General features: G+C 60.8%; 24 protein-coding genes and 2 pseudogenes. 7 read left to right on the top strand and 19 right to left on the bottom strand.

The genetic code is table 11. The annotated features are described in order from the left end of the window. Positions 1-150 precede the first annotated feature (150 nt). On the top strand, positions 151-591 hold the full coding sequence (locus N1937_RS26950) for an RbsD/FucU family protein (RefSeq protein ID WP_222387721.1): 441 nt from the start codon (positions 151-153) through the stop codon (positions 589-591). 3 nt (positions 592-594) lie between these two features. Here the strand turns inward: N1937_RS26950 and N1937_RS31605 are convergent, their stop codons facing one another. Then, entirely contained in the window at positions 595-1,113 is a 519-nt protein-coding gene (locus N1937_RS31605; protein WP_441005678.1) for an acyl-homoserine-lactone synthase, read from the bottom strand. 186 nt (positions 1,114-1,299) lie between these two features. Between N1937_RS31605 and N1937_RS26940 the strand changes: the two are divergent. Then, positions 1,300-1,410 (top strand): annotated as a pseudogene (locus N1937_RS26940) (LysR family transcriptional regulator); the annotation flags it as partial. Between the two features lie 1,068 nt (positions 1,411-2,478). On the opposite strand, the gene N1937_RS26935 reads toward N1937_RS26940, so the two are convergent. Continuing rightward, positions 2,479-2,964: a hypothetical protein gene (locus N1937_RS26935; RefSeq protein ID WP_260060022.1), complete on the bottom strand. Its 486-nt coding sequence runs from the start codon at positions 2,962-2,964 to the stop codon at positions 2,479-2,481. A gap of 506 nt (positions 2,965-3,470) precedes the next feature. Here N1937_RS26935 and N1937_RS26930 point away from each other — a divergent pair. Further along, the gene (locus N1937_RS26930) at positions 3,471-3,746 is read left to right on the top strand and encodes a WGR domain-containing protein (RefSeq protein WP_100773305.1); all 276 of its coding nucleotides are present in this window, start codon (positions 3,471-3,473) and stop codon (positions 3,744-3,746) included. Between the two features lie 198 nt (positions 3,747-3,944). Here the strand turns inward: N1937_RS26930 and N1937_RS26925 are convergent, their stop codons facing one another. After that, positions 3,945-4,109, bottom strand: a complete 165-nt coding sequence (locus N1937_RS26925) for a hypothetical protein (RefSeq protein ID WP_260060021.1) — start codon at positions 4,107-4,109, stop codon at positions 3,945-3,947. Between the two features lie 415 nt (positions 4,110-4,524). Here N1937_RS26925 and N1937_RS26920 point away from each other — a divergent pair, with 415 nt between their 5' ends. Further along, positions 4,525-4,803, top strand: a complete 279-nt coding sequence (locus N1937_RS26920) for an HU family DNA-binding protein (RefSeq protein ID WP_260060020.1) — start codon at positions 4,525-4,527, stop codon at positions 4,801-4,803. 63 nt (positions 4,804-4,866) lie between these two features. Here the strand turns inward: N1937_RS26920 and N1937_RS26915 are convergent, their stop codons facing one another. The 13 genes from N1937_RS26915 to N1937_RS26855 form a co-directional block, all read right to left on the bottom strand. Further along, the gene (locus N1937_RS26915; protein ID WP_260060019.1) at positions 4,867-5,199 is read right to left on the bottom strand and encodes a hypothetical protein; all 333 of its coding nucleotides are present in this window, start codon (positions 5,197-5,199) and stop codon (positions 4,867-4,869) included. Positions 5,200-5,255: 56 nt separating this feature from the next. Further along, positions 5,256-5,579: a DUF736 domain-containing protein gene (locus tag N1937_RS26910; RefSeq protein ID WP_025398107.1), complete on the bottom strand. Its 324-nt coding sequence runs from the start codon at positions 5,577-5,579 to the stop codon at positions 5,256-5,258. A 466-nt stretch (positions 5,580-6,045) separates the two neighbouring features. After that, a complete protein-coding gene (locus tag N1937_RS26905) occupies positions 6,046-6,465 on the bottom strand; it encodes a hypothetical protein (RefSeq protein ID WP_260060016.1) in 420 nt (139 codons plus the stop codon). Next, the gene (locus N1937_RS26900; protein ID WP_100773314.1) at positions 6,455-6,715 is read right to left on the bottom strand and encodes a type II toxin-antitoxin system prevent-host-death family antitoxin; all 261 of its coding nucleotides are present in this window, start codon (positions 6,713-6,715) and stop codon (positions 6,455-6,457) included. Before N1937_RS26900 ends, N1937_RS26905 begins: the two co-directional genes overlap by 11 nt. A gap of 73 nt (positions 6,716-6,788) precedes the next feature. Further along, positions 6,789-7,730: a DUF2493 domain-containing protein gene (locus tag N1937_RS26895; protein WP_260060015.1), complete on the bottom strand. Its 942-nt coding sequence runs from the start codon at positions 7,728-7,730 to the stop codon at positions 6,789-6,791. 378 nt (positions 7,731-8,108) lie between these two features. Next, positions 8,109-9,158 (bottom strand): DUF7146 domain-containing protein, encoded by a 1,050-nt coding sequence (locus tag N1937_RS26890; RefSeq protein WP_260060014.1) that lies wholly within the window; start codon positions 9,156-9,158, stop codon positions 8,109-8,111. A gap of 13 nt (positions 9,159-9,171) precedes the next feature. Further along, positions 9,172-13,548 carry a strawberry notch family protein gene (locus N1937_RS26885; RefSeq protein WP_260060013.1) on the bottom strand — a complete coding sequence of 1,459 codons (4,377 nt, stop codon included), beginning with the start codon at positions 13,546-13,548 and terminating at the stop codon, positions 9,172-9,174. A 129-nt stretch (positions 13,549-13,677) separates the two neighbouring features. After that, positions 13,678-13,932 carry a DUF6117 family protein gene (locus tag N1937_RS26880; protein ID WP_011654502.1) on the bottom strand — a complete coding sequence of 85 codons (255 nt, stop codon included), beginning with the start codon at positions 13,930-13,932 and terminating at the stop codon, positions 13,678-13,680. Between the two features lie 98 nt (positions 13,933-14,030). Further along, positions 14,031-15,221 (bottom strand): DUF932 domain-containing protein, encoded by a 1,191-nt coding sequence (locus N1937_RS26875; RefSeq protein ID WP_260060010.1) that lies wholly within the window; start codon positions 15,219-15,221, stop codon positions 14,031-14,033. A gap of 71 nt (positions 15,222-15,292) precedes the next feature. Further along, on the bottom strand, positions 15,293-15,949 hold the full coding sequence (locus tag N1937_RS26870) for a hypothetical protein (protein ID WP_260060008.1): 657 nt from the start codon (positions 15,947-15,949) through the stop codon (positions 15,293-15,295). A 104-nt stretch (positions 15,950-16,053) separates the two neighbouring features. Beyond that, positions 16,054-18,183 (bottom strand): ParB/RepB/Spo0J family partition protein, encoded by a 2,130-nt coding sequence (locus N1937_RS26865; RefSeq protein ID WP_260060006.1) that lies wholly within the window; start codon positions 18,181-18,183, stop codon positions 16,054-16,056. Positions 18,184-18,562: 379 nt separating this feature from the next. Then, entirely contained in the window at positions 18,563-18,925 is a 363-nt protein-coding gene (locus N1937_RS26860) for a hypothetical protein (RefSeq protein ID WP_260060005.1), read from the bottom strand. Further along, entirely contained in the window at positions 18,926-19,279 is a 354-nt protein-coding gene (locus N1937_RS26855; protein WP_164000529.1) for a hypothetical protein, read from the bottom strand. Between the two features lie 158 nt (positions 19,280-19,437). Here N1937_RS26855 and N1937_RS26850 point away from each other — a divergent pair. The 3 genes and pseudogenes from N1937_RS26850 to N1937_RS26840 all read left to right on the top strand — a co-directional run bounded on the left by N1937_RS26850 (position 19,438) and on the right by N1937_RS26840 (position 21,319). After that, positions 19,438-19,936 (top strand): annotated as a pseudogene (locus tag N1937_RS26850) (ProQ/FINO family protein). 87 nt (positions 19,937-20,023) lie between these two features. Continuing rightward, on the top strand, positions 20,024-20,350 hold the full coding sequence (locus N1937_RS26845; protein ID WP_260060004.1) for an MBL fold metallo-hydrolase: 327 nt from the start codon (positions 20,024-20,026) through the stop codon (positions 20,348-20,350). Positions 20,351-20,692: 342 nt separating this feature from the next. After that, positions 20,693-21,319 (top strand): hypothetical protein, encoded by a 627-nt coding sequence (locus N1937_RS26840; protein ID WP_164000532.1) that lies wholly within the window; start codon positions 20,693-20,695, stop codon positions 21,317-21,319. A 541-nt stretch (positions 21,320-21,860) separates the two neighbouring features. Here N1937_RS26840 and repC read toward each other — a convergent pair. From repC to repA, 3 genes are all read right to left on the bottom strand, one after another. After that, positions 21,861-23,075 (bottom strand): plasmid replication protein RepC, encoded by a 1,215-nt coding sequence (gene repC / locus N1937_RS26835; RefSeq protein WP_164000534.1) that lies wholly within the window; start codon positions 23,073-23,075, stop codon positions 21,861-21,863. Positions 23,076-23,229: 154 nt separating this feature from the next. Further along, on the bottom strand, positions 23,230-24,273 hold the full coding sequence (gene repB, locus N1937_RS26830; protein ID WP_164000535.1) for a plasmid partitioning protein RepB: 1,044 nt from the start codon (positions 24,271-24,273) through the stop codon (positions 23,230-23,232). Continuing rightward, a complete protein-coding gene (gene repA / locus N1937_RS26825) occupies positions 24,270-25,481 on the bottom strand; it encodes a plasmid partitioning protein RepA (RefSeq protein WP_026158447.1) in 1,212 nt (403 codons plus the stop codon). Before repA ends, repB begins: the two co-directional genes overlap by 4 nt.

Genomic DNA, 25,481 nt, shown 5'->3' with positions numbered 1-25,481 from the left:
CTATCCTCCCAAGCGGAATTCCAACCTCCAGAGGCTCTCCCAGGATCCGCTATGTCGTCACGCTAGCGCCATCGAAACGTTTGCGCAATCGCTTTTTTCTGCTAATCGTTCATCCTTCTTGTCGGTGAAATCTCTTGGGAGGGAGATGCCATGCTGAAGGGTGTGCCGCCGTTTATTACGGCCGACGTGTTGTGGGTCATGGCCTCCATGGGTCATGGCGACGAACTGGCAATCGTAGATCGAAACTTCTCCGGTTTTCGTGTGGCGACCCAAACCACGAGCGGAAAGCTTCTCATCTTGGAGGGCGTCGATGCACCGACTGCAGTCCGCGGGATCCTTCAGATGATGCCCTTGGACACGTTCATCAAAACGCCTCTGATGCACATGGAGGCCGTCGATGCGCCAGGCGAGTTGCTGGACGTACACAAAGACGTCCTCGCGGTTTGCAGTGAGGCAGAGGGGCGTTCGATAGCGAGCCAACCTGTCGAGAGGTTTGCATACTATCCCATCGCGATGCGATCATTTGCAGTCATCCAGACGGCTGAATCGCGCGCCTATGGGAACTTCATCCTTAAGAAGGGCGTGGTATGATGGTCAGGTCTTCTTCTTGCCGAACGCCCTTACGGGGGTCGCATTCCCAGTGATCGACTTGCTGCGTTGGCAACATCGCGGCAGTCTGCCTATGCCGCATGCTGTCGATGGGGGCTGATGCGGAATGGTAAGCCTGTAGCCGGACGCGCTCGAAATCGTATGCGGTGACCCACCACTCTCACCGTTTAGTTGATCATGATCGGTAGCCACGGCCCTGTAGCGCCCAGCCGGCGCGCTGCAAACATACCGAACGTCACGTCGTATAAAGCCAACCTCCCCCGACTTCACTGGACACGCCGCATCAACGCATAAGCGCGAAGTTTCGATCATGGACAGATGTGCGTTGAGCCGCCACGTCAAAAGAAGTTGGGGGAAGACGCGTTCTTGCATGGTAGGGCTGACGGTCGGTAGCCGCCGCGCGCAGCCGGGATCTGGAGGCCTTCCAGGCGGGCCGGTCCGCAAAGACGGGCGATGGCTGGCAGTACCACGCTGGACGCGTGGCAATTCCCGGTCATCTGGCACAGTCGTTCGAAGCGTTGTCAGGAAGAAGTTGGGAGCTCCCAACTTTCACAAAAAGGCCCCTACCTTTTGCAGGTAACAGAATTGATCCGAGCGTTGGTATCCCCGCCTATTCCAGCCGATCGGCAGGTGCTGGGTGGGTCAGCCGGACAAGTCGGGCCGACTCGAGATTCTCGGCGTGCGTCGGCGCTCTATCCGTCGCGACGTCTGCTCAGCGCTCGGCTGACAGCTTTCCTGCAATTTCTCAAGCAGACGGTTGCCAACGGAATGCCCGATGGACTGGCGGCTTACGTTGGCAAATGGCAGGTAAGAGCCTCCCCGCTAAAAGCAGCCTCGACGTTCATTCGCAAGATCGCTCATCAGCGCAATCGCCGAACTTCGGATTCGCGAAATCACCTATCGGTTCATACTCCCAATCTGCAAAACGCCGATTTGCTCAACCACCTATTCGCCGAAATCGTCGATGAGTAATAAACGCGATCGCCGGTTCGCCGATGCGCGGAGTTGGCGAAGCACTCCCTCGCCTATTATGCCAGTCGCACAATCGCTGACGAACCTATTCGCTGCTCCACCGACCAGCCCAACCGCCGAAACGCGAGAACGCCGGATCTCTCATTGACCGATTGGCGAAGCGGGGGAATTGCCCGTCCGCCGATTCACCGACCAGCGATTCAAGGTGGCGCCGTGAGGAGGTGCCTCTTTCTGCCGCCGAACGACCTCTACCAAGTCCATACCCGGGAAGACCCTCCACTTGCGAATAAGCGGGGAGGGATTCGGGCATTACCCGTCTCGGCAATCGCCCCTCGGGCGAAACGGCTAACGGTATACCGTTAGCCTATCCTGCCATCTCTCAACCAACCGGGCTGGCCACCGTGCCCGACGCGCCATGCGGTTTCGAGTCGTCAGACAAAGCAACAGCGATCACAGGCTCGTGGCCTATGATCCGCGCCGGAGGAACAGCGCGGTGGCCAGCCCGGTTGGTTGAGATGCTGAAGCGAGCCGTCGTCGTGAGCTGCCGGGAAGTCCGTGACCGAAGGGAGCGGGCATCGATGGCAGGCGAACGATGAGACGGCGAGCGCACCGCAGGAGAGGACGTGCACCTGGAGCGGATGCCCGAAGCATGAGGGCGCAGCGCAAGGTGCACGTCCTCTCCGTCTTGTTTGGGGAAGTCGCGGCAGCGTCCGCTTGACCGGCCCTAAAGGCCGGGCGGGTCTCGACCCGCACCGCAGGGAGAGGGGAGATTGAGGGGAGATTGAGGGGAGAGGCGGCAAGTCTCTCCCCTCAAGACCGCGCGCAGGCTCGACGCCCGCAAGCGGTCAAACCAGCGGAAGAGGTGAGAGACGGACACGTCCGTCTCTCACCGGCGCATCAATCGTAGACGGCGCGTGCGACATTGATACCGATGCCCACCTCGCTCCGGATGGCGCGGACGATCGGGGCGAGCGTGCCCAACTCGGCGTCGGTGAGGGCGACAAGCCTCGGATAGTTAATCTTGACGCCGTCGCAGTCAGCAGAAAGCGCATAGTGCCATTCGCCGCGGTTCACACGGTACTCGTGGGTGTCGAAGTCCATTTCGAGCTCGTCGAGCAAGGTGATCCGGAAACGCGCAAAGCACTCCTCTTCGCCGTGAAGCTGGAAAGCGGCGAGGCCTCCCTCGTCGGGCTCGTTGGCAAGCTGGCGCTCCAGTGCCGTGATGGATTGCACCCGCGCAATTGCACATGCCAGTCCTTCGATGAGCCTGTCATTCAGTTCCAATAGGAATTCATCCTCGCAACTCATGCGATTTGCAAGCAGGGTGAGCCTGAAGCCCGCAAGCACTGCGAGCTGATGGACGTAGTACCAGTCATCGGACATTGTAGTGTCTCCTTTCTGTCTCTGACGAAAGGAGCCCGCACCGTAGCCGCGAGGGGTCAGGGATCGCAGACCGCGACCGCCAGCGGCGGCAAGCGGAGGAACCGATTTTCTGGTGATGGCCCGAAGGGACGGCGACTGAAAATTGGAGGGGCCGCGCAGTCCTTGACGCCGGAGTGGCGGGTGCACAATGGGACGTCAGAGAGAGATAGACCACGGCGCCGCCAGGCGCCGTGTCCGTTTGCCGAGCGCAGCCGGCCATGCAGCCTATCATCGGCCGTCGGCGTGAAACATTCCCGCCGCCGATGCGACAACCGCGAGAGGGGCGTGACCCGAATGGGCGGAGACCGTTTTGCGGGCTCCGTGAGCGACGGCGAATAGCACCGTCCGCCGCAGGCGGCTCGCCCGGATCATCCGCCGACAACCCATCACCGCCATGAATCAATCGAGACCGACCGATTCAAATATGTCGTTGGACGCCGAGACCGCCTTGCTCGATTCTCCGTGCCATGATTGCGCAACGCTACCAGCTCTATGTCGAACGCACCGACGCTTCGAAAAACATGGCCCGCTACTATGCCATGTCGATCGAGCCCAACCTGTTCGGCGAGGCCTGTCTCATCCGTCGATGGGGTCGTATCGGCGCAAGAGGTCAAAGGCGGGAGCATCATTTCGCGCGGGAGGAAGAGGCGGTCAGGCTCTTCCTCCAACTTTTGCGAAAGAGACGGTCACGCGGATACAGGCCGAAACCGCATATACGGCAAGATGCATCGGGTGATCGATAGCGAAGGAAGTGCCGTGGAGGCGGATGCCATCATCATGTCGATGGCATGGGAGCGAAACAGGAGTTGGGGTATCCCATCGCTTCCGCCCTTCCCGCAAGAGCCTCCGCAAGTTCTGGCACCTGCCGATGGCGAGCGAAGCTGGCCTGAAGCGCCGGTCGATCCGGCGCGTCAGGCCAGGCGACATGGCGAAAGCCACCCTCAGAAGGGTGGCTCGGCGTCAATTGCGCCCTCCTGCTCTGCGGTGATCACCGCCAGCTCGGCGCGAGCCAGCTCCAGTTCGATTTCGATCTCGCGGCGCTCGACGGGGTCGATTGCTTCGCGCAGTTCGAGGCGAAGCTCTTCAATGTGTTGTTCCAGAACCATCGTCGTCTCCTTGACGTTTGTGAAAGACGACGCGCGCGGTCATGGGGGGCGTGGCGGGGTCAGGGATCGCGGAACGCGACCGCCAGCGGCGGCGAGTGGGGGTGCCGATTTTGTCGGAGTGCAGGGAACCGGAGCGGAGGCAAAATTGGGGGCACCGCTCGTCCTTGAGGCCGTCATGCCCCCATGACACCCTCGGAGGGACTGAGCAGACATTTCCTCAGGTATGGCACCAGAGATCCGCAAGCGGGCTCGATGCCCGCTTGCGGATCCACCATGCAGACCCACGGAGATGCCTCAAAGTCCTTGGTAGTTGTGGAAAAATGGGCAAATCGTTGATCTTGACGCGGTGCGTCGATGACAGCGCTTTGATCCCCTGTCAGGGATTCTCGCATTAACGTTGATGCGGAGAATTGACATGACCACCACGAATGAAATCGCCGACAAGATCGCCGGCGAACACAGCCTCACCAAGGCCCAGGGAAAGGCGATCGTCGAAGCGGTGATCGCGTCCATCACCGAAGCCGCGGTGGCTGGCAACGAGACCTCCCTCCCCGGCTTCGGCAAGTTCAAGGTGAAGGAAACGCCGGAGCGCGAGGCTCGTAACCCGTCGACCGGCGCGACGATCAAGGTTGCCGCGGCCAGAAAGCTAGCCTTTACGCCGGCGAAGGCATTGAAGGATGCGCTGAACAAGTAATCTTGTCAGCCAAGCAAAAAATAGCCCGGCGCCGTGGCGGGCTATTTTCGTTTTGGGTTTGCGTCAGAGGGCGGATGTTCCGTTGAGAAGATCCTGGATGATCGTGTCGCTGACCGCGTCATGCGCTTCGCGGGCATGGTCGTCCAGCAGCTTGTGAAGAATGCCGGATGCCAAGGGTATGAAGTCGAAACCGCGTGCGATTGCTGCGGTACGCAGTTGCGACAGTGTTTCGAACTCCCCCATGTCTGTGCCAAGCCAGAGTTCAAGATCCTCGCCACCTGCGTCCGGAAATGCCTGGAGGAAGAACGTCTGAAGCGGGCGGTCGTAGCCGATAATGGCATCCGGGTCGGAGTGGCGGGATGCGGTCCTGGTGACGGTAATTGTGTAGCGGCTCATGGCGGCCTCCTTTGGAACGGGGAGGCCGGCCCCGATTTCGGGGCCGGCGGTCCGGTTCAGGCAGGGCTGTTCCAGAGGATGACCTTCTTGCCGGGCTCGCCGCCGGGCGCCGGGGCGACGTTGCCGAAGATCACGCCGATCTCGGGCGCTTCGAGCTTCGTAGAGATGTATTCCTCGCCGGTCTGGCGGGAGATGCGGTTCCAGGCCGCGCCGATCTCAAAGCCCGTCTTGCGATGGATGATGCGGTAGTCCGGGGCTTCTTCGCTCGCCTTGCTGGCGTTCGGGACGAGGGCGATTGGGGCGTTGACCCGGATGGTGGCGAAGACGCCTTCGAGAGTGCCGTCGGTCTTTTCGGTGAGGGTTGCGATCGTGGTAGCCATGGGATTGTCTCCTTCGTTGCATCGGGACCATTCCCGATGGCGCCCGAAGAAGGGGCTGCGCCGCAGGCGTCACCGCAGCGTAGCGAAGGGAAACCCCCTTGCGGGGTTGACGCTAATCGCGGCCGGTCCCTTAGAAAGGCGACATAAAGAACGGGAATGGTCCTTGATTGCGACGTCGTCAGGAGACCTCGCCGTGGCGCCCGTTTGCTGCCGCGCGGAGTGCCGCGCTCGTGACATGCGTTGGTGGTGTTCGGGTCAACACACGCTGGCCGTCAACCAGTCGGGCACATCGCGAGAGATCGGCACAGTCCCGATCCCATCCTCATCGTCAAAGATGGCCTTCGGTGGCGTGAGGCCCGAATCCTCGGTCTTCCGTGACGCGACTGCAGTTCTGCAGAGCGCAATCGAGTGACAGACGTGATTTCAAGGGATGTCGCCCCACCGCCCGGCGGGGATGCGGCAAGTCTCAGTCGAGGCGGTTGACCCGGCCGGTTCGGCCGCGCGCCTCGGCAAACAGTCTGGCGATCTTCACCATGAAGGACTTGCTGAAGCGGCCGAGGATGTCCTGATCGGGCTCAATGTACCAGGAGCGCTCGACGATATCGTAGTTGTATTCGTCGACCATGATCCAGCACTGCTTCAGATCGCTTAAGCCCGCACGCTTGCGCTCGATCTCCGGGATCTCCAGAGCGATCCGGCCCGTCTGCGGCGGTTGGGTGGTGATGGCGAGAAGGGCAAGGTGCGTGTTTCCGTCGGCGGCATTGCGGATGGCGATCACGACGCAGACGGGGCGCTGCTTACGGCCCTCGGTTTCCCCGCGCTGCTGCTGCCAGGACCATAGGTAGGGATAGGAGATGACCTCGCCGGGGTGGAATTCACGGCTCATCGTCGTAGCCTTCGCCGCGCGCCAACTTATCGAGCGCCTCGTCGAACAGTTCTGCATGCTCGGCGGGCATCTCCGAGATATGATGGGCCCGGCGCGGATCGCCGCCGGTGCGCATGCGCTCATAGTGCTCGTAGCTCATCAGCACGAAACGCGGCTTCTTGTGCCGGGTGAGCATCACCGGCTCGCGGCTCGCCGCGTCGGTGATATCGCCGATTTGTTTATTCAAGTCACCTGTCGTGAATTGCTTCATCGCTATCATCTCCACTTCAGTTTCCATATAATCCATCTTCTCCATGTTTTCCATATATTCAGGAAAGCGGCGCTCACGCGCCGTCTCCTGATGCCTGCCAGACCGAAATGCCGAGCCGGCGTGCCTTGTCGGCGAGATTGCCTGTGATGCCGTTTCCGGGAAAGACGATCAATCCGGAGGGCATGACCGACAGCATATCGTCATTGCGGCGGAAGGGCGCTGCCTTGGCGTGCTTCGTCCAGTTGGGCTTGAAGGTGATCTGCGTCACCCGGCGGGCTTCAGCCCAGCAGGCGGCGATGCGTTCTGCACCCTTCGGCGCGCCACCGTGCAGCAATACCATGTCAGGATACTTCGCATGCGCCTGATCGAGCTTGGCCCAGATCCGCTCATGATCGTTATAGTCCATGCCACCGGCGAAAGCGATCTTGGTGCCGGCCGGGATTAGCACCTCGGTCTCGGCGCGGCGTCTGGCCGAGAGGAAGTCACGGCTGTCGATCATCGCCGCCGTCATGTTCGCATGATTTACCTTGGATCCGGTGCGCGGTCGCCAGGACGAACCGGTCTGCGCCTCGAACAAGTCGGCCGCGTAGTCGCGCATGAACTCGAATGCGTTGCGGCGCTCCAAGAGCGTGATGCCCTCGGCAATGAGGCGCTCAAGTTCGACACTCTTCACCTCCGAGCCGTCCTGCTCGCGCTGGCCGGTGAGCTGTGCCTCCTCGTTGCGGTCGAGCTCGCGCTGAATGCGCTCGCCGGCGCGATGGAAGAGATTGGGGATCGACCAGAACAGGTCTTCGAGATCGGGCTCCAGCCGGGTATCGCCGAGCATCTCGGCGAAGGCTTCGAAGATCGCGATGATCGATGACTGGACCTGCGGTTCCTCCGGCAATGGCCGCGGGTCGGGCTCGTCCTGGAAGGGGCGATAGCCGAAGACCTGCATCTCGTAGATGAAGCGGTCGGTCGGAGAGGACGCGTGATGGGGCTCGAAGCCGTCGTCGGGGAAAAGGATCAGGTCCATAGTGGTCTCCGTTTCGTGGGCCGCGCCTCTCGCGGCCTGACGGCGAACCCGGTCACGCGGGCCGAGGCCGGAACCGCGAGCGAAGCGCAGCGGCCCAGCGAAGCGCCGGGCGGCGGAGGAAGGGTTTCTTGATCCGCGAGGAATGACGGGCCATCGCATCGGCCGAAAAGTGGGAATCGGTTTTCGGAAGAGCCGATGCGCGGAAATGGCCCGGCAGGGGAAGAAACCCAACCGACCCGCTGAAGGCCCGGAGGCCCCCGTGGTAAGGGTCGCCTCTCGGCAGGCCCGCGGGCGCGTATCCACACGGGGAGCCGGCACCACGGACCGTCCTCTCCCCACGCCGCCTGCGTCCCGCCCTCCTGCGCCTTCCGGCAAGGCTCATCGGGGCAGGAAGGTCACCGCATCTTCCGGAGTGAGTTGAAGCCGCAGACTTGCGGTCATCTGGTCCGGACCCAGCCAGCGCAGATCCTCGTTGAAGTCGCCGAGTTCCGGCGACAGCACCAACGGCAGGATCCCGCATTCCTGCGCCCTGCGGCTCAATCCCTCGATCCCATGCCGGCCGGCCGCATCCGCGTCGGCGGCGATGTAGAGGCGCCGGCATTCGGGCGGGACGTTGAAAGCCGCGAGGTGATTAGCAGTCAGGGCCGCGACCATCGGCATGCCGGGCATCACGTGTGAGAGGGACAGCATGGTTTCGAGGCCCTCACCTGCCACCAGGACAGGCGCGGACGCATTGACCGAAAAGCGGAAACGGACGCCATTACCGAGCAGTCCGCCGAGCGCGCGGCGGGGATCGTCCAGCTTGGCCTTGCCGACTCCGCTCGGGTCGAGCCCCGGGGACAAATAGGTGCGGTGCACGCCGGTGATCACTCCGGCGTCGTCGGTGACGGCTGCGATCAGGGCCGGATAGCTCGTCGTCCGGCCAGTCATGAAATTGCGATAGTAGCATGACGGGTGGAAGCGCAGCGCCGCGTGGGTCGACGCCCGCAAGATGCCACGCTCGCGCAGATAGATATCGGCGAGCGTACCCGCCAACGGCTGCGTCATTCGAAACAGCCGTCGTGCCTGCTCCGTCGCCGGCCGCTCGACCGGAGAGGCATCACCGACGTCGCCCCTGACGTCCGACACCGGTTCGGGTTGTGGCAGACTGAGAAAATGACGCGCCTCCTCGGCAACGTCCCGGAAGTCCACGAGGCCACAGGTCTCGCGGACGAGATCGAGCAGGTCACCGAACTGACCGGTCGCCGCATCCGTCCACCGGCCAGCACGCGGGCCGGCCAGATGCACGTAGAGCGACCGGCCCTTGTTGTTGGCGACATCGCCGACGAGCCAGTAGTTGCCGGCGCGGCGGCCAGCGGAGAGGTAGTGACGGCAGACCGCCTCCGCGTCTTGCGCGAGACGGACCGCCAGATCGGAGGCGGAGAGCATGGGCAGGCCTCCATCATGACCGGCGTGCGATGTCGACGAGGCGATGGCGCTGAACCAGCTTCGACAGAATTTCTGCACCCTCATCTGTCAGCGGCACGAAGAAGCGCAGCTTCCAATTGATCATCTCGGAGAACAGGCCGATCGACCGCAGCCAGTCGCGCATGCCCTCGGTAAAGCCGGTCAGTTCGACGCGGTACTCGTTCATCACCCGCACGCGGCGGAGCGTCATGTCACCGGCAAGACCGATAATCGAGGATCCGTCGACCAGCGCCGCCCAGGCTTGGTCGCCGCTCAGCACTTGCGTCTGATCGATCCCGAAGTTGCGGCAAAGGCCAGCGAGCCGATCCGGAGCAATGACGCGGCCGACGATCCGCTCGCCGTCATCGGTCTGCAGACGCCGCACCCGGCAGAAATCCTGTGGCAGCAGTTTCCAGATCGGCAGCAACAACCCGCTGACGATGTGCATCGTCGAGGTCGAGAATTCCGGCACGGAAGCGACTTCGGTATTCCAGGCGAGGACGAAAGCCTGCTCGTCAGCCTCCTCCCAATTCGTCTCTTCGAGTTGGCGGACTTCGAAGCGGAGCTCGTCCATCGGCCGGATCAGCGACACGCGCGGCTGGACCGAGCCATCGTCCAGCATGATCGAGCGGGTCGGGACCATCACCGCCGGCCGGCCCGACTTGCCGTTGATCATCAGCTTGGCGCGCGGATCCTGCGTCACGAGACTCTGAACGTTCTTGAGCCACATCGGTGCATTGCGATCCCTGCGCTCGATGGTCAACAGGTGCGACTGCGCGCCGGTTACCGGATGCGTGTAGATCAGCCGCCGGTCGGCGATTGTCATGCTGTCGGCGGTGATCGTCTCCAGGCCTTTGTCATAGATGCCGGCGGCGATCGCCCCCTCGATGCGGGCGGCCAGCAGCTGCTCGAAGGCCTCGAACAGCAGGTTCTGCATGGTGATGGTCAGTGCCAGCATCCGATTGAGGAATGTCTGGATCGGCGGCAGTTCATCCTTCAGTCCGCCCTCCTCCGAGGTGAGCGACAAACCAGTAATGCTCTCAAACTTGTCCAGCGAGCAGCCTTCGATCCTGCCGGCATACAGCAGTCCGTAGAATTGCCGCAGCGCGTCGCGGGCATATTGGGATTCGAGATTGTCCTCGCTGCGAAACATGCCCTGCCCGCCGGTCTGACGCTGGCCACGGGTGATGGCGCCAAGCGTGTCGAGACGCCGGGCGATGGTCGACAAGAACCGCCTCTCCGCCTTGACGTTGGTAGCAATCATCCGGAAGCGCGGCGGCTGTTTCTGATTGGTCCGGTGACTGCGGCCAAGCCCCTGGATCGCCACGTCGGCGCGCCAGCCGGCTTCCAGAAGGTTGTGAAGACGCAGGCGCTGGTTCTTGGCGGCGAGGTCGGCATGATACGATCTCCCGGTCCCGCCCGCATCGCTGAAGACGAGAATGCCTTTCTCGTCGTCCATGAAGGCGCGGGCCTCGTCGAGATTGGCGCTGCCCGGCCGGTTCTGCACCGCATAGCGGGCGATGGACGTGCTGTCCTCACGGCGGACGATGCGACGCGAGCGGCCGGTGATCTCGGCGACCTGGCTGGTTCCGAAGTGCTGGACGATCTGGTCGAGCGCCGTCGGGATCGCCGGCAGGCTGCCCAAAGTTTCGACCAGCTCGTCGCGTCGGCGTTCGGCCTCCCGGCAGATCACCGGGTTCCCGTTTGCGTCATGGACGGGACGGGAACTGAGATTGCCCTCGGCGTCGGAGAATTCTTCGAAGAGCTGCACCGGGAAGGAGTGCATCAGGTAGTCGATGACATATTCCCGCGGCGTGACGTCGACCTGCAGATCGCCCCATTCCTCGGTCGGGATCTGTGCCAGCCGGCGCTCGGTCAAAGCCGCGCCCGTCGAGACGAGCTGGACGATCGCAGCGTGACCCTCTTTCAGATCTGCAGCGGTCGCCTTGAGAAGGGCCGGCGTCTTCATCGAGGTCAGAAGATGATTGAAGAAGCGCTGCTTCGAGCTTTCGAAGGCCGAGCGTGCGGCGGCCTTAGCGTTTTTGTTCAATGTCCCGGATTTGCCGGTTATACCGGATGCCTCCATGGCTGCGTCGAGATGATTATGGATGACCTGGAAGGCCTCAGCATAGGAGTCGTAGATGCGAACCTGTTCCTCGGTCAGCTCGTGCTCGAGGATTTCGTATTCAACGCCTTCGAAGGAGAGCGACCGCGATGCGTAGAGGCCCATCGCCTTCAGGTCTCTTGCGAGAACTTCCATGGCAGCGACACCGCCATCTTCGATCGCGGCAATGAACTCGGAGCGTGTGGGAAAGGGAAAGTCGCTGCTGCCCCAGAGACCGAGGCGCTCGGCATAGGCAAGGGATTCGACGTCTGTTGCGCCGGTCGCCGAGACGTAGACGATACGGGCATCCGGAAGCGCGCGTTGCAGGCGAAGTCCCGCCCTGCCCTGCTGTGACGCTGACCTGTCGCCGCGCTCGGTCTTGCCGCCGGCGGCATTGGCCATGGCGTGGCCTTCATCGAAGACGATGACACCATCGAAGTCGGCGCCGAGCCAGTCGACGATCTGCTGAACCCGTGATCGCTTGCCCTCGCGCTCATCACTGCGCAGCGTCGCAAAGGTGGTGAAGAGGATGCCTTCTTTCAGGTTGATTGGCTTGCCCTGCCGGAAGCGAGACAGGGGTGTGACCAGCAGCTTTTCTTGGCCCAACGCGCTCCAGTCGCGTTGCGCGTCCTCGGTCAGCTTGTCTGACTTGGAAATCCAGACGTGGCGACGGCGGCCCTTGAGCCAGTTGTCGAGAATGATACCGGCAGCCTGGCGGCCTTTTCCCGCGCCCGTGCCATCGCCGAGAAACCATCCGCGGCGAAAACGAACGGCATGCTCCGTGTCGGGTGCGACGGCCTTGGGATTGTCGAAGGAGGCATCGACGCTCCAGTGGCCAGCGAGGTAACCGGAATGGGCTTCGCCGGCATAGACGACGCTTTCGAGCTGGGCGTCGGAAAGATCGCCGCTGGTGACGATGCGCTTCGGCAGGTACGGGCGATAGCTCGGCTTCGGCGGTGCGACCGAGGCCATAGCAACCGATTCGACCAGCGTATCAGGATGGGGCTTTGCGTCGGGGATGTGGATCGATTGCAGCCGGTAGGTCTCGTATATGCCGTCGGCAGCGTTTGCCTCATCCTTCGGCTGAGCGCCCCGCAGCTCGTAGGAGAGTTCGATGATCTCGTCATCGAGGGGTACAGGGCGGGCCATTGGTAAAGGCTTCGCCTGCCCGCCGACCGCAGGGCGATGCAACGGTGCGGCAACCGCTGCTGGTCGCATCGTCTCCGAGCGTAGGCTACCGATGGAGTTCGACGCCGCCGCGGACGCGCGGGGTGGAAGGCCGGTGATCCAGGTGAGCAGTCTTTCCAAATCGTGCGCTGTACCCTTCGACGTCACCAGCTTCGAATGATCGATCGCCGGGATCTTGTCGATCACGATCAGGCGCGTTTCCATCGTCGTTCCATGACGCGTGTAGATGCTCCCGCCGATCGCCGCGGTGAACAGGACCGTACCCTTCTCCTGCAGCCGTACGAAAGCGTCCCGCCAGGCGGGACTGTCGGGAGAAAGGCTCGCGCCGGTGATCGCGACCAACCGCCCACCGGGAGCAAGCCGCGCGAATGCGGAGGCCAGATGCCGCCAGGCGGCATCAGCCACTCGACCTTCGACTTGAACGCCCGCTGAGAAAGGCGGGTTCATCAGCACCACGGTCGGCCGAATGGATCGGTCGAGGTAATCGTCGATATGCGCGGCATCGTGTTGGGAGACCGAAACGCCGGCGAAGAGCGGCCCCAGCAGCGAGTGCCGGACCACCGCATATTCGTTGAGCGCCAAGCGAGCGCCTGCGAGCTCCGCAAAGATCGCCAGGAGGCCGGTTCCAGCCGACGGTTCAAGAACCACGTCATCGGCCGTGATGGCGGCAGCACGAGATGCGACGTAGGCAAGCGGGATCGGGGTCGAGAATTGCTGTAATGCCTGGCTCTCCTCGGATCGGCGTGTATGGGTCGGCATGAGGTTTGCCACTTTCGTCAGCATCGCGAGCGTCGCTTGGGGCGACTGGGTTCCGGATACGATCGCGCGGAATTTGCGCAGAAACAGCACCTGGGCGATCTCGGTCGCCTCATAGGCCTCCTTCCAGAGCCAGACGCCCTCGGCGTCGCTGCCGCCGAAAACCTCGGTCATGATCTGCCGCAGGTCAGCTGTGCCGAGGACTCTACCTTGCTCCAGCAGCGGCGTGATCCGACCGCCAGCATTCATAAGTGCGTCAGCGCCGGTTTTGGTCTCAAGACGTGGAGAGCTGGAAACGATTTGCGGATGCGAGATGATATTCATCGAAGGATGCTCCAAGAGTGAGGAAAGAACAGGGGAACCCAGCGTCCTGCCGAAGGGCGGAGGAACGAAATTGGGCTGCCAGGGCAGGATCGGGGATCGCCGGCTTAAACCGCCGGTTATCGTCAGCGTCTAGGTCGCCGGGCTTACGAGCAAGCCAGTCGGATCATCGGGATCGGGCGGCAGATAGGCATCGTAAGGATTGCCATCGGCGAGATGGCCGAATGGCGTAAAGACGTATTCGCCGTCAGTGCGGCCGACGGCGCAGAGCACGTAACGCGGCTCGCGCGTCACCGCGTCGAGACACTCCATGAGCGCCAGATTGCCGTCGGCTGCTGCGCGCAACAGCGTATCGAAATTCGTGCTGGCATGATCGGGGATAGCCATTGCAGTTCTCCATGAAAGAAAATGCCCGACACGGCGGCCGGGCTGACGGTGATGGTGATGTTGATGTTGAGGTTAGTTTTGATCTGTCTCGAGGCGCGTCAGGAGGCACTCTCGAGCAACTTCTTCGCTTTGCCTTCGAGTTCGAGACGCGTCTCCTGATTGGTCTTGGTGCGCGCCAGCGCGGTGATGCCCTGCACGAAATCGAAGACTGACTCCGGTGGCCGTCCCTCCTCCGACAGCACCATCTCGATCACCTTGCCGGTCTCGCCTTTCGAAAAGCCGCGCCGGCGCAGGAAGGTTTCGCGGTCGTCGTCCTCGCGCGCGACGATCCGCTCGCGCGCCGCCCTGACGCCGGCGATGAACGGCGCCGGTGACGAATTGGCGAAACTCGTCAACGCAGGCGCCGCCTCATGCGCAAAGCGCTGGGCGGCGAACTTCGAGTGGCGGATGGTGATTTCCTCGAAATTCTCCGTGCCCCAGAGATTGCGGTTGGCGCAGACCGCTCGCAGATAGAAGGAGGCGATGCCGAGCGTCTTCGATCCAACTTCCGAATTCCAGGCGTAGAAGCCGCGGAAATAGAGGTCGGGCTCACCGTTCGGCAGGCGTCCGGCTTCGATCGGATGGGTGTCGTCGACCAGGAACAGGAAGACGTCTCGATCACTGGCATAAAGGGTGGTCGTGTCCTTGGTGATGTCGACGAAGGGATTGTGGGTCATCGTCGCCCAGTCGAGAACACCTGGTACTTTCCACATCGTGTCGCCGGTCCCGTTGCCGGCGATCTTCATAACCGACGAGACCAGTTCATGATCCCAGATCCGACCGTATTCCGGTCCGGTCACTGCGCGCAGTTCCAGCCGGCCGTCATCCATCTCAAGCGTCTTGACGAGCTCGGCACGATGGTTGAGCAGGCCATGCTGCAGGTTGATCGCCGCAAGCGGCGCCGGCAGTTGCCGCATATAGGTGGCGGGTGCGCCAATGAGACTGCAAAGCTGGCCGTAGCTCCAGTGGGTCGGTGCGATCGCTTGACGCTGACCGGGAACGAGAAGCTCAAGCCGCTCCGCATTGTCGCGCGTTGCTTCGACGCGGATCGCAGCGCTTTCGATGGTGCGGGCATGGGCGCGCTCGGCGCGGGACCGGACGGTGTCGTAGAGATCGCTCAGCGACAGGAAGCGTTCATCGTCGGGGCGCGAAAACCATTCCGACGAAACGCGGCCGATCCGTTCGCCGCGGGAGATATCGACCTTGAAGGCGGAACGGGCGGACGGGTTGTTGGAGGTGAGAGTGGTCATAAGCTGTCTCCTTAAAAGCGGAAACCCGGCGCGATGGCCGGGCGAGGTTGGGAAGGATGTTGGGAAGAGGGTCAATCGGAAGCCAGCCGGCGGTGCGCCGACCGGATTGCCAAGAGCGCCGCCTGAAATTCGGCGTTTCCGACCACGTCGGAAAAGTCCATCGTGGTGGCGATAGACAGGCACGCGACGTGGACCTCGTCGTCGGTCACCGCCTCGGGCGGAAGAGCTTCGAAGCTCGGATCTATTTCGAGCACCGCCCTGATAGCGTCGCGCACGCGATCCTCCTGCAGCCTGACCAGCACGTGGGAAGGCTTTGGTGGGTCGACCGGCTCTTCAGGATCCGGGTCTCCGGCGAGAATGGCTTCTCCTCGGGCAATCGCCCACGCGGATCGGGCGAGCCAATCGAGCGACGGTGGCCGGGCCGCACGGATGTCATCGAACAGGATCTTCAACAGTCCGAGCAGGATCTCGAAATGACGCGCCCGGCGCTGGACAGGTTCGTCGAATTGCTGGGGGATCTGGAGCGGCGGCCCCGCATAGGCCGCATGTGCACCGTCCCAGATGCCGGTGATATGAATTGCGCCCGAAGAATCGACGTCCTTCTCGGCAATATCCCAACTGTCATCTTCGATGGCAGCACGGCACGCCTCGTCCAGCGTGTCAGCTTCATAGGTGCGATGCCGGAAGACCGGCAGGTGATAGGTGGTCTCGATGGTGAAGTCAGGCATAGGGGCCTCCTGAAACGGAAAAGCCCGGCGCGATGGCCGGGCTATTGGGAAAGCAGACCCGACCGCAAATGCGATCGGGTCAGGCTGATGTGATGCTCGTGACACTATTCGGCGGCAGCGAGATGCTCGCCGTCGATTCCCCTCTCCGTATCGCCGGTGTCGTCGTCCGACGTTTCCGGCTCGTCGAGCAGGAAGGCCGGCAGGTCTGAAGCTTCGAATACAGGCTCAACCTCATCGGGCTGGACGGCACTATCTGCGATAGCGTCGCTTTCGATCGTGCCTTCCCCGATCGTCATGCGAAGGGGTTCAGGCAACCAGCCGCAGCCTGTCATCAGCCGCTCGGCCTCGCGGGCCATGTCGGTTTTCTTGAGATGGCCGATCAGCTCCGTTGCTTGGTCCCCCTTTGCCTCACGAACCGCCTGCAGGATGTGCGCTTTTGTGACACGGCCGAGATAGTTGTCGGCGGTCGACGTCCAACCGGCTTCCACCATGTCGAAACCGATGGAGCGGGCCAGTTGCTCGGCGTGGGCGATCGCCCGGGTCCGCTTGTTCCAGGGTTCGATCACCGCGTTGACCGACAACGAGGCGCAATGCGCAAACAGGGCCTGCCGGCTGACCTCATCGAGCTTGATCAGGAAATCCCAGAGATCGTTCGGATCCTTGGGCAAATCCTGGCCCCAGCCTTCCTGCCTTTGATCGATCTCCTTCGCCCAGACCGTATCGCCGAGGCCGGGCGTCTGGCTGAAGCGAGCGCTTTGCAGCGTCACCTCCAGGCACGAATCGGAACCATAGACGTAGAAGGTCTTCAGGACGAAGGCATGCAGCACGCCGATAAAGGCGATGACAGGATTGTTTGCCAATGCATTGCGCAGCGCGACGGTGCGCGCCGCCGTCAGATCGAGAACCAGGCGGTCGGGAAGCGGCTTGATCGTTTCGTCCTCGTCGTCCGGTTGGGTGTCCTCGCCGCCGGCCGCGCCGGTTACCGTAAGAGCACTGCCATGATCGGCACGACCGTCGCCGCCATCAGTCGACGGATCGGCCTCAGCCTGCTGCTCGTCCTCGGGACGCACGAAGCCTCGTTCGATCTTGATCTCGCCACTGGCGCCGAGCGACACGAAGACACCGCCGCGAGCAATATCCTGAGGATCGAAGACGAATGGCCGGTCGTTGAGCCGGTCGAGTTCGCTGCCGAGTTCCTCGAGCTTCTGTTCGGTCGCTTCCGAGTATTCGTTTGCCTCCGCATACTCTGCATCGAGCTTGTCGTATTCGGCGCGGGTGGCGTCATAGCGGGCCAGTTCATCTTCAGTCATTTCGGCCTGCTCGCCGTAGAAGCGGCGCAGGCCGGATGTGTGGCCATAGGGGAAATCGAACGCGGCTTCGACCCATTTCCAGCCTTCGCTCACCTGGATCGCCTCGGCGTCAGTCTTGAGCTTTTCCATCACAAGCTGCTCGAGCAGCGCCGGATCCTGCAGCCAGCCACCCTGATCCTGGTCGAACAGATCGCGCATCGTCACACCGCCTGCGGCCTCGTAGGCTTCGATGCCGACATAGACGGCGCGGCGGTCGTTGGCGCGGATCGCGGTTTCTGTCAGTAGCCGGCGGATGTAATAGGGCTCGCGGCTATGGGAGCGCGAGATCGTGTCCCAGACCTGCTCCTGGCGAACGTGGTCGTTGGTGATTGAGAACGCCATGATCTGTTCGAGCGTCATCTCATCCTCGGCATAAAGATCGAGAAGCCGCGGTGAGACGGATGCCAACCGAAGCCGCTGCCTGACCGTCGCGACCGAAACGAAGAAGCGCGCGGCGATCTCCTCTTCGCCAAGCCCCTGCTCGCGCAAGGTCTGGAAGGCGCGGAACTGATCGAGCGGATGAAGGCTGACGCGTTGGACGTTTTCGGCGAGCGAGTCCTCGACTTCGAGGGTTTCGCCTTTGCTGACGATGCAGGGAACGCCGGCGGTTTTGGCCAATCGCTTCTGCGCGACAAGGCGCTCAAGGGCGCGATAACGGCGCCCGCCGGCCGGAATCCGATAACTTCCCGTCTCGTTGCCATCGTCGTCGAGTTCGGGGCGGACGTTGAGGCTGGTGAGCAGCCCGCGATGGGCGATGTCTTCCGCCAGGTCCTCGATCGAGACGCCTGCCTTGATCTTGCGGACGTTCTGCTGGCTGAGCACCAGCTTGTTGAAGGGAATATCCCGGGCTGCGCTGAGGGTGATTTTCTGAATGGCCTGGGCCATGTCGGTTTCTCCATGACGAACCGGGCGGAGCCTCTCTCCAACCCTCTCAATCCGTCACAGCTTTCCCCTTCCCTCCTCTCCCTCTATCGCCTCCCCACCATGTCCCACCGTCTCTTCGGCAAGCGAAGCCTCCCTTGCGCCCTGGAGCCGGCAATACTGGGCCAGGGATTAAACCCTTCGGGTACGACTGGCGCAGCCAGGCTGAGCGTTGCACACAGACCTCATGTTCGAAAACTATTTTTGTTCTTGATTTGTTCTGCCGCCAACTCCAAGAGAGGGCGTTATCTTTTTTTCTGGAGCAGAACCCATACCGCGAATGCCTTGCGATCCGATCGCGGCGCCGATGCAAGATCTCTGATTGCCTGCTCACAGTTGTCGATTAGAACGAGGACTTCTGCCCGCACATAACGCGCAAGCGGTCGTAATCGGCGCGATGACGTTCTTCCTGCAGGATGACAAACGTATCGGCGAATGAGACGATATTGCCTGGAAAGCCGCGGCTTGCCGCTGCTTTGCAGGAATTTTTCGCGACACCGTGCTCGAGAGTCCGATAGACTTGCGCCCATGCCGGCTCACTGCGCGTATCGCCTGTCCCCACCAGTAGATCGGCACAATCGCGAGCCAGCGCATGAAACAGCGCAGAGTAAGCTGTACTGACACCACGTTTGAGGTCGGACTGGCGTGGACGCTTGGGGCTGGCCTTGGCGAGCCGCCGAGCGGTGGCGATTAAATCATTCGACACTTAGCTTGCGATCTTCTGCTGTTCGTCGAAATGATGCCGAATATGCGGAAACCGCGTCTCTCCAAGGGCGCTCAAAGCCTTTCGCACCTCAGTCGAAAGACCGTAAGTGAGTTTCGAACTGATCGGCTTGTCCGAATAGGCATAATTCACGTCGACGAGCAGGATCGGATCGCCATCGCTGTCTCGATCGGCCCGAATGTCGGCGCCAGAAAACCCTGCTTGGCCGAGGCGATCACGGAGGACCTTCTCAACGGCCGACTTGGTGGATTTCGATATGGTCTGTTCGTCGCTCATGTTTGCAATATAGAGGATTCTGCCAAGGGCCGCCACTCCCGCGGAGACGAGGGCGAGCATTTCCATAGCTCATGCGCAGACTGTTCTGTACCAAACAGACGTATGAAGCGCAGTCGGGCCTTGAGATCGGCTGCCGCAATATGCATTTCTGGAACAAGAACAGCTTAGACGATGTAGATCCCAGCCTCGCAGGGAAAGAAAAGATTGGGTTGGAACCTATGACAAAACCTTGGACAGTCAGCCGCGGCCCGAGTAGCTTCGGAGATCGACATCCAGAAAGCAGACGCCATAAACGTTTTGCTAGTATGCCCGATCGGGATCCTGCCGGTAAGGCCAGGCGATCCTATCCGACCCTTTGCCGTCGGGCTCTTTAAGGAAATTCGCCCGCTTTTGAAACCCGGTGTTGGCATGACGACGTTGCGCCGCGCGGTTGCTGCCTTTGTCCACTCCAAGCGATATTATTTCGCGAGCGCCCAGCCCAATTCCGTTCGCCATGATCTGGACGGTAGGCCGCTGGAAGCCCTGAGCGAGGATGATCGCATGACGGCGCAGAACCGTTTTCTAGGTTTGAAGCAAAAGGCAATTGGCGGTTAGCGAAACTCAGAGCCGTCTTCACCCTCCCCTTCCTCGACGTCAGGCGCGACAAAATCAGAGCAGATCCGTGCGAGCCTTCTCGGCCGCGGAAAAATGCAGCACACCTCGTCCATCTCGTCTTGAGCCGACGTCGCCACCACCCCAATCGCTTCTCAAACGATAGACCCTCGACTGCCAACGAGGATCTTCACCCAAAAAAACCGGACGTAGATGCAACACGCAAAAATTACACGTACCCAGCACCCGGTCGGCCATGGCGGCTTTCACTCCGGATTTATCTCGACTGTCGAGGGGTCGCCCGACGGCGTGCGCTCTGCCAATGAGCGCCCCGTCGCAAGCTTTTCCTATGTCTATGACTGCGGCTCGGAACGAAGCGACGCTTTCAACAGTGAAATGTCGCTCTACCGGGCAGCATGCGACGGAAAGACGGACGTGCTTTTTGTTTCACATCTCCATGCTGATCACATCAACGGCATCGATCGTCTGCAGGCAATGGCGCCAGCGAAGACGGTCATCGTTCCTTCCTGGATGTTGTAGAGCGCCTGCTTTCGTTCTTTCCGATTTCGACCGCGGTGCGGCCTCCCGATCTTCACTCGACTACTTTGAGAACCCTGTAGCCTGGTGGCTCGGGAGAGGTGTAGAGCGAGTCATATTCCTTCAGCCGGGCAGGCCCGACGATGTCCCTCCTCCCCGTGGCGCAGAACCCGACGGTCCGATCGACGATTCGTCCGCTGGACACCGAATACGACTTGATGACGCCTCGTCCAAAGGCTCATCGGCAAACAGACTGGCGACTTACATGCGTGCGCCACATGGGCTGATCGCTGGAAAGCTCACTCCTCGGATCCGACAGCACGAGAGACGCAAAGCGGTGCGTTTGTGGCTGCATCCGGTTCGTATCTCCAACTGGAGTGGCAAGCCTTTACAGGTGACGCATGGCGCACGGCGATTGGATTCGACGATCTGGCCCGAAAGCGATTTCTTAGGGACATCAAGAAGGCGCTTGGTTTCCGGGGAAATGAAGAGGCAAAGCTCTTCAAATCGCTGCTTCAGCACCTACGGTCTATCGAAAGTGCGAAGCGGCTGGTCGAAATCTACAACCGGCATTTCGCCGGAGGACACAATGCGATTTCGATGTCACTTTACTCTGGGCCGTTATCTCAACGGGTAGTCGCAACTTCAAGGCACACAGATCCGTCCCGGCAGTGGTGCTCCTCGCTGGAAGAACCACCCTACGGCCGCTTCCTCTGGTCAACTGATGGCATTAGTGACCGGATTGCGGTCATGACATTGCCACGTCATGGCTGGGCGAACAATTTTCATCCAGACATCCTTGGGTTCCGAGGATTGCGGTTCGCGCTTGCTACGACCCTCGAAGCCCAAAACCGCGTCTCTCGCCTGAGAGAGACGCTCGGCGCGGTGGAACTGCGGGGTATTCGTACCCGAGTCATCGACGATGAACGCTTAAGTCGTTTCTCAGTCACTTGCGAACGCAGCCTGGCTTAGGCGGCCGACGGTAAGGCTATGCTCCAAACGGCACTGGCCACTCTTCTTCCCTCTTTCTCGCCGGGCGAGCAGCTTTGAGCATGTGTTAAGACCGTGAGGAACGACCCGGTGGCGGGTGCGTAGGGTTGATCCGCGCCCGCCAGCCGATCGTGCGACGCGTTCGTGGACACGCAGGATGATCGCTTATGAACCCGATGACCTTGAGGCGGCATCCGACGCAACTCAGAAGTACGCAGCACCTGGGGATCCAAGACCCTCTCGAAAACCCAGGGACTCATTGCCGGCGCGCCGCTCAACTCGAAGAACCTGGCGGCGAAGACCGTTGGTCAACATCTGTGAAAACCGATCTGATTTCAGTCGCTTGAGGCGGTTAGTCGGGACTAACGGCCAATAAGCTCCCGTCAGCGATGCCTGTACTGCAGCAGAACGAACTTCGCTGCCAAACCGCGAAATTCGCAGGTTAGACGAGGGAAACGCCAAGCAATTCAGAAACACCTTTTATTTCAGTCCCTTAGCGCGGTTAGTCGCAACTAACCGCGATCTAAACTGCTTGAGGCAGCCTGCCAACACTGTTGCGGAGCAGCGCCATGATTACCGGACCGAGAGAAAACTCATCCCGCTCGGCTCGCCGCGTGAGATCCCGCAGATATCCACCTGGGGAATTGATCAGATTTGCGCGCTCAAGAATGCAACCGACTGCCACCGCGGCATTTTCCGGCCCCATGACCTCGCACGCATCTTGGTAAGCAGATGGGCTGATTCCCAGCATCGATCTCACCACGACCGCTGCCGACATAAGATCACGCCAGCTACCGACAGCTCCGCCCGGTCCATAGTCAGCCAACTGCTGACAGGCCTTCAGCACCACACCAAGAGAGAAAGCCTTCAGCGGCTCGACCTTTGGCTTGTCGGGTTTGCTCGGCTTCACGCCCTGCTCTTTTTCAGAGCTAGGTTCAAATTCATAGATGGATTCGGGATTTGAACTCTGTATGTGCTGCTCAAATTGAGCATCATTGGTGCTACTAAATTGTGAATTCTGCTGATCTTCCAATCGATTGATGATCTCGTCGCGAAGAAGCTCCATTTCGTCCAGAACACCCGCTACGTCTTCCATGGTCGGGGACCGGGGAAGACGGGCAACGAGTTCAACATAGATCGCTTCAGTGGTTAGCCAGTCGCCCTCGGCACCCTCCTCCATTGCTGCCGAAATCAGCTTGCGAACGTCACGGCGGCAGATCGTCAGGTTCTCCTTGGCTTTCCGGAATGCGGAACGCGCGGCAACGACTTTCTGCGCGATGAGAGCCAATTCTTCGGATCGGGCGAGCATTGGTGAGAGATCGAAGCCGAAGGCATTCTCGATTTCACCAGCATTGTTCTTGCGCGCGAAGCGTTTGCCGTTCGCGCTGTCCTTCCGAACGATCAGCCCGGATTCCACCAGCAATGCAAGATGACGGCGAAGTGTTGCTCCGGCCATGCCATGGGCGCGCAGAATCAATTGTGCGTTCGATGGAAACACCACCAACTGTGCCTCCTGGCGCAATTCGTTCTCCGGGTAGAAACTTAGCAGCGCGTCGAGCACAGCAAGGCTGCTCGACTGCAGGCCGAGCGCTTCCCTAGCCTCTGAAGCGTCCCGGAAGACCTTCCACTTTTCGACCGACTTTCCCGCCTTAATCTCTCTTGTAGCGACCTGTCGCTTCACGAGAGCAAGCGTCATAGACCGCCGCCCAAAGGGCGTCGTCACACTTCCTGTTTGCATGCTCTTTCACCTTTCAAAAGGCAAAAGAAATCGGCTCACCAAATCGGTGCCAAGACTCTTGACGAATATCCGTGGAAGTGCGATTCTCAGGTTGCTTAGATCTGAAAGAGGTTTCCACGACGGCGACGTTTTGGGGGCCTTTTTCTTTTTCCGCTTAATCTCCGTTGTTCAACTGGTCTTGAGTAGTGTTCCTGGAGCGATGCTCCTCGAAGAGCGCTGGCAAACGCTCCAGGACAAAGGCGGCGAAATCTGGCATCTCGCGCCGATCGATCGACAGGTCCAACTTGGTTTTGCTCTTCGTTACCTGGGCCAAACGTAGCCCCGTGGGCGTTGTCAGGAGATCCGGTAGTCCGCGCTTGGTTGGTGTAGGTTTGAGGCTGGCGACGAGCGACTTGAACCGGTCGGGCGAGGGCAGGGCTTTCGCCTCGGCCGATCGCAGGAAAGTCGAAGCCTGTTCAAGGTCATCGTCGCGCGTGAGAAGCTCGGCGAGAGCCACCCAACTTTTCAAGCCAATCCCGGGCGCCGAGCCGATTGCGTCGACAATTTCCGTGGGGATGCGGGTCACCACCGACAGCATGTTCGAGAGATCGCTTTTGTAGACGGACAATGCTGCCATCACGACATCTCGTGAAAATTGCTCGGTCAGCCGGGAGGCGAACCGCGCCTTTTCTATGAATGTCAGGTCCTGGCGTTCATTGTTCTCCTGACCTTGGGCAATTACGAGCTGCTCGTCTGTAAGTTCCCTGACAACCGCCTTGACGGGCAGGTTGAGTTCCGAGACTGCGCGCAAACGACGGTGCCCAAATGCGACTTGATAGCGCCCCGGTGCCTCGGGGTGAGGGCGCACCAGAATAGGGATCTGCTGGCCTTGTTCGCGGATCGCTTCAACAAGACCGGCAATATCACCGGGCATGCGGTCTTGAACGAAAGATGGATCGACCGTATCCGTATCGAGTTCGATGATGGTTTGGCCCTCAGCCAGGCGTTTTTCGATTTCTTCGGCGCGCTCAAACCTCGCCTTACCTTCTGCGAAAGCACCGCCAACCTGGCTAGTGAGACGCGATGATGCCGGTGTCGCTCCTTCCGTTGGTGGGGAGCCCATGAGCGGAAGAATGCTTCGGCTCTTAATCGGTCTTTCAACCGGCGCCGCGACGGCGGCGGTTGGCTTGGGGGTGCGGAGGATGTCCTTCCTGCTCATGACTTTCTTCCCCATGCTTTCTTGATTAGCGACTCGATCTCGTCGTTGACGTTGTTCATCGCCTCAAGCGCGCGATCATAAGTGGCCCGGGTGAATTGGCCTCTTTCCACCTCGAAAAGGGTCTGGTTCGTGAGACCGGCATCGGAAACGGCCGTTGTCTTCAGCATCGGGAAGTTTAGAACATTTTCTCCGAAAATCGCCCTGAGATACCCGACCATCTGGTTCTGTGGCCCATCACTCGGCTCGAACCGCGTCACGAGATAGCGCATCCAGTTATAGTCGAAGCGTGCACCGTGCGATGAGATCTCCCGGAGCAGATCCGATGTCATCGACAGAAACTGATTCATCGACATGACGTCGAGCATCTGCGGATGCACGGTGATCAGAACCGAGGTGGCTGCGGTCAGGGCGGAGAGGGTGAGGTAGCCTAGTTGTGGCGGGCAGTCGATCACCACAACGTCGTAATTGGGTGCCACCTGGTCAAGCACCTCGCTGATCCGGTGGAAGAACATGGTATCGCCGATCTTCCGCTTCATCAGCGCCCGCGGCGTATCGTGTTCGAACTCCATAAGTTCGAGGTTGCCGGGTATCAGATGAAGATCAGGAATGTAGGTCGCGCGAACAATCTCGGCCATTGGGCGAGCGTCGTCGTATCGAATCGCACCATAAAGCGTCTCGTTTACGCCGACATCGGTTTCTGGCTGGTTGCCAAAGAGTGTGGACAGGCTCGCCTGCGGGTCAAGATCGATAGCGAGCACCCGGTAGCCGCGAAGCGCGAGATACTGGGCCAGATGAGCGGCAGTCGTGGTTTTGCCGGACCCGCCCTTGAAATTCATGACCGAGATAACCTGCAACGCTTCATCGTCGCGGCGGTGTGGAAGATAGCGGCGATTGCCACGGCCCACCTGGTCGAGGTGCTTGCGGATCTTGTGCATGTCCTCAACGGAATACGACCGGCGCCCGGTCGGACTGGTGCTGACCTGGAGACCTTCGAGCTCGTTTGCGAGCTGGCGCAGATATACTTCTTTCACGCCGACCAGCTTTGCTGCCTCCGCTGGCTGAAACGTGCGGATGCCCTTTTCCGCCGTAGGGGGAAAGGTCGCGAGCTGATGCTCTTGCAGTTGCGCCGACAAGGAACGAGAATGGCGCTCAATCAACCCCATCAGGTCTTCATCTTTTGGCGGTAATTTTGCAGCGATTTTGGGCAT

This window comes from Rhizobium sp. WSM4643 (assembly GCF_025152745.1).
GTDB lineage: Bacteria > Pseudomonadota > Alphaproteobacteria > Rhizobiales > Rhizobiaceae > Rhizobium > Rhizobium leguminosarum_I.
This window is presented reverse-complemented; position numbering and strand designations above follow the sequence as displayed.

Excerpts from the sequence above, each read along its gene's own strand:
- N1937_RS26950 (WP_222387721.1), top strand. The coding sequence starts at position 151 with ATGCTGAAGGGTGTGCCGCCGTTTATTACGGCCGACGTGTTGTGGGTC.
- N1937_RS26935 (WP_260060022.1), bottom strand. The coding sequence starts at position 2,964 with ATGTCCGATGACTGGTACTACGTCCATCAGCTCGCAGTGCTTGCGGGC.
- N1937_RS26930 (WP_100773305.1), top strand. The coding sequence starts at position 3,471 with ATGATTGCGCAACGCTACCAGCTCTATGTCGAACGCACCGACGCTTCG.
- N1937_RS26925 (WP_260060021.1), bottom strand. The coding sequence starts at position 4,109 with ATGGTTCTGGAACAACACATTGAAGAGCTTCGCCTCGAACTGCGCGAA.
- N1937_RS26920 (WP_260060020.1), top strand. The coding sequence starts at position 4,525 with ATGACCACCACGAATGAAATCGCCGACAAGATCGCCGGCGAACACAGC.
- N1937_RS26915 (WP_260060019.1), bottom strand. The coding sequence starts at position 5,199 with ATGAGCCGCTACACAATTACCGTCACCAGGACCGCATCCCGCCACTCC.
- N1937_RS26910 (WP_025398107.1), bottom strand. The coding sequence starts at position 5,579 with ATGGCTACCACGATCGCAACCCTCACCGAAAAGACCGACGGCACTCTC.
- N1937_RS26905 (WP_260060016.1), bottom strand. The coding sequence starts at position 6,465 with ATGAGCCGTGAATTCCACCCCGGCGAGGTCATCTCCTATCCCTACCTA.
- N1937_RS26900 (WP_100773314.1), bottom strand. The coding sequence starts at position 6,715 with ATGAAGCAATTCACGACAGGTGACTTGAATAAACAAATCGGCGATATC.
- N1937_RS26895 (WP_260060015.1), bottom strand. The coding sequence starts at position 7,730 with ATGGACCTGATCCTTTTCCCCGACGACGGCTTCGAGCCCCATCACGCG.
- N1937_RS26890 (WP_260060014.1), bottom strand. The coding sequence starts at position 9,158 with ATGCTCTCCGCCTCCGATCTGGCGGTCCGTCTCGCGCAAGACGCGGAG.
- N1937_RS26885 (WP_260060013.1), bottom strand. The coding sequence starts at position 13,548 with ATGAATATCATCTCGCATCCGCAAATCGTTTCCAGCTCTCCACGTCTT.
- N1937_RS26880 (WP_011654502.1), bottom strand. The coding sequence starts at position 13,932 with ATGGCTATCCCCGATCATGCCAGCACGAATTTCGATACGCTGTTGCGC.
- N1937_RS26875 (WP_260060010.1), bottom strand. The coding sequence starts at position 15,221 with ATGACCACTCTCACCTCCAACAACCCGTCCGCCCGTTCCGCCTTCAAG.
- N1937_RS26870 (WP_260060008.1), bottom strand. The coding sequence starts at position 15,949 with ATGCCTGACTTCACCATCGAGACCACCTATCACCTGCCGGTCTTCCGG.
- N1937_RS26865 (WP_260060006.1), bottom strand. The coding sequence starts at position 18,183 with ATGGCCCAGGCCATTCAGAAAATCACCCTCAGCGCAGCCCGGGATATT.
- N1937_RS26855 (WP_164000529.1), bottom strand. The coding sequence starts at position 19,279 with ATGCTCGCCCTCGTCTCCGCGGGAGTGGCGGCCCTTGGCAGAATCCTC.
- N1937_RS26845 (WP_260060004.1), top strand. The coding sequence starts at position 20,024 with ATGCAACACGCAAAAATTACACGTACCCAGCACCCGGTCGGCCATGGC.
- repC (WP_164000534.1), bottom strand. The coding sequence starts at position 23,075 with ATGCAAACAGGAAGTGTGACGACGCCCTTTGGGCGGCGGTCTATGACG.
- repB (WP_164000535.1), bottom strand. The coding sequence starts at position 24,273 with ATGAGCAGGAAGGACATCCTCCGCACCCCCAAGCCAACCGCCGCCGTC.
- repA (WP_026158447.1), bottom strand. The coding sequence starts at position 25,481 with ATGCCCAAAATCGCTGCAAAATTACCGCCAAAAGATGAAGACCTGATG.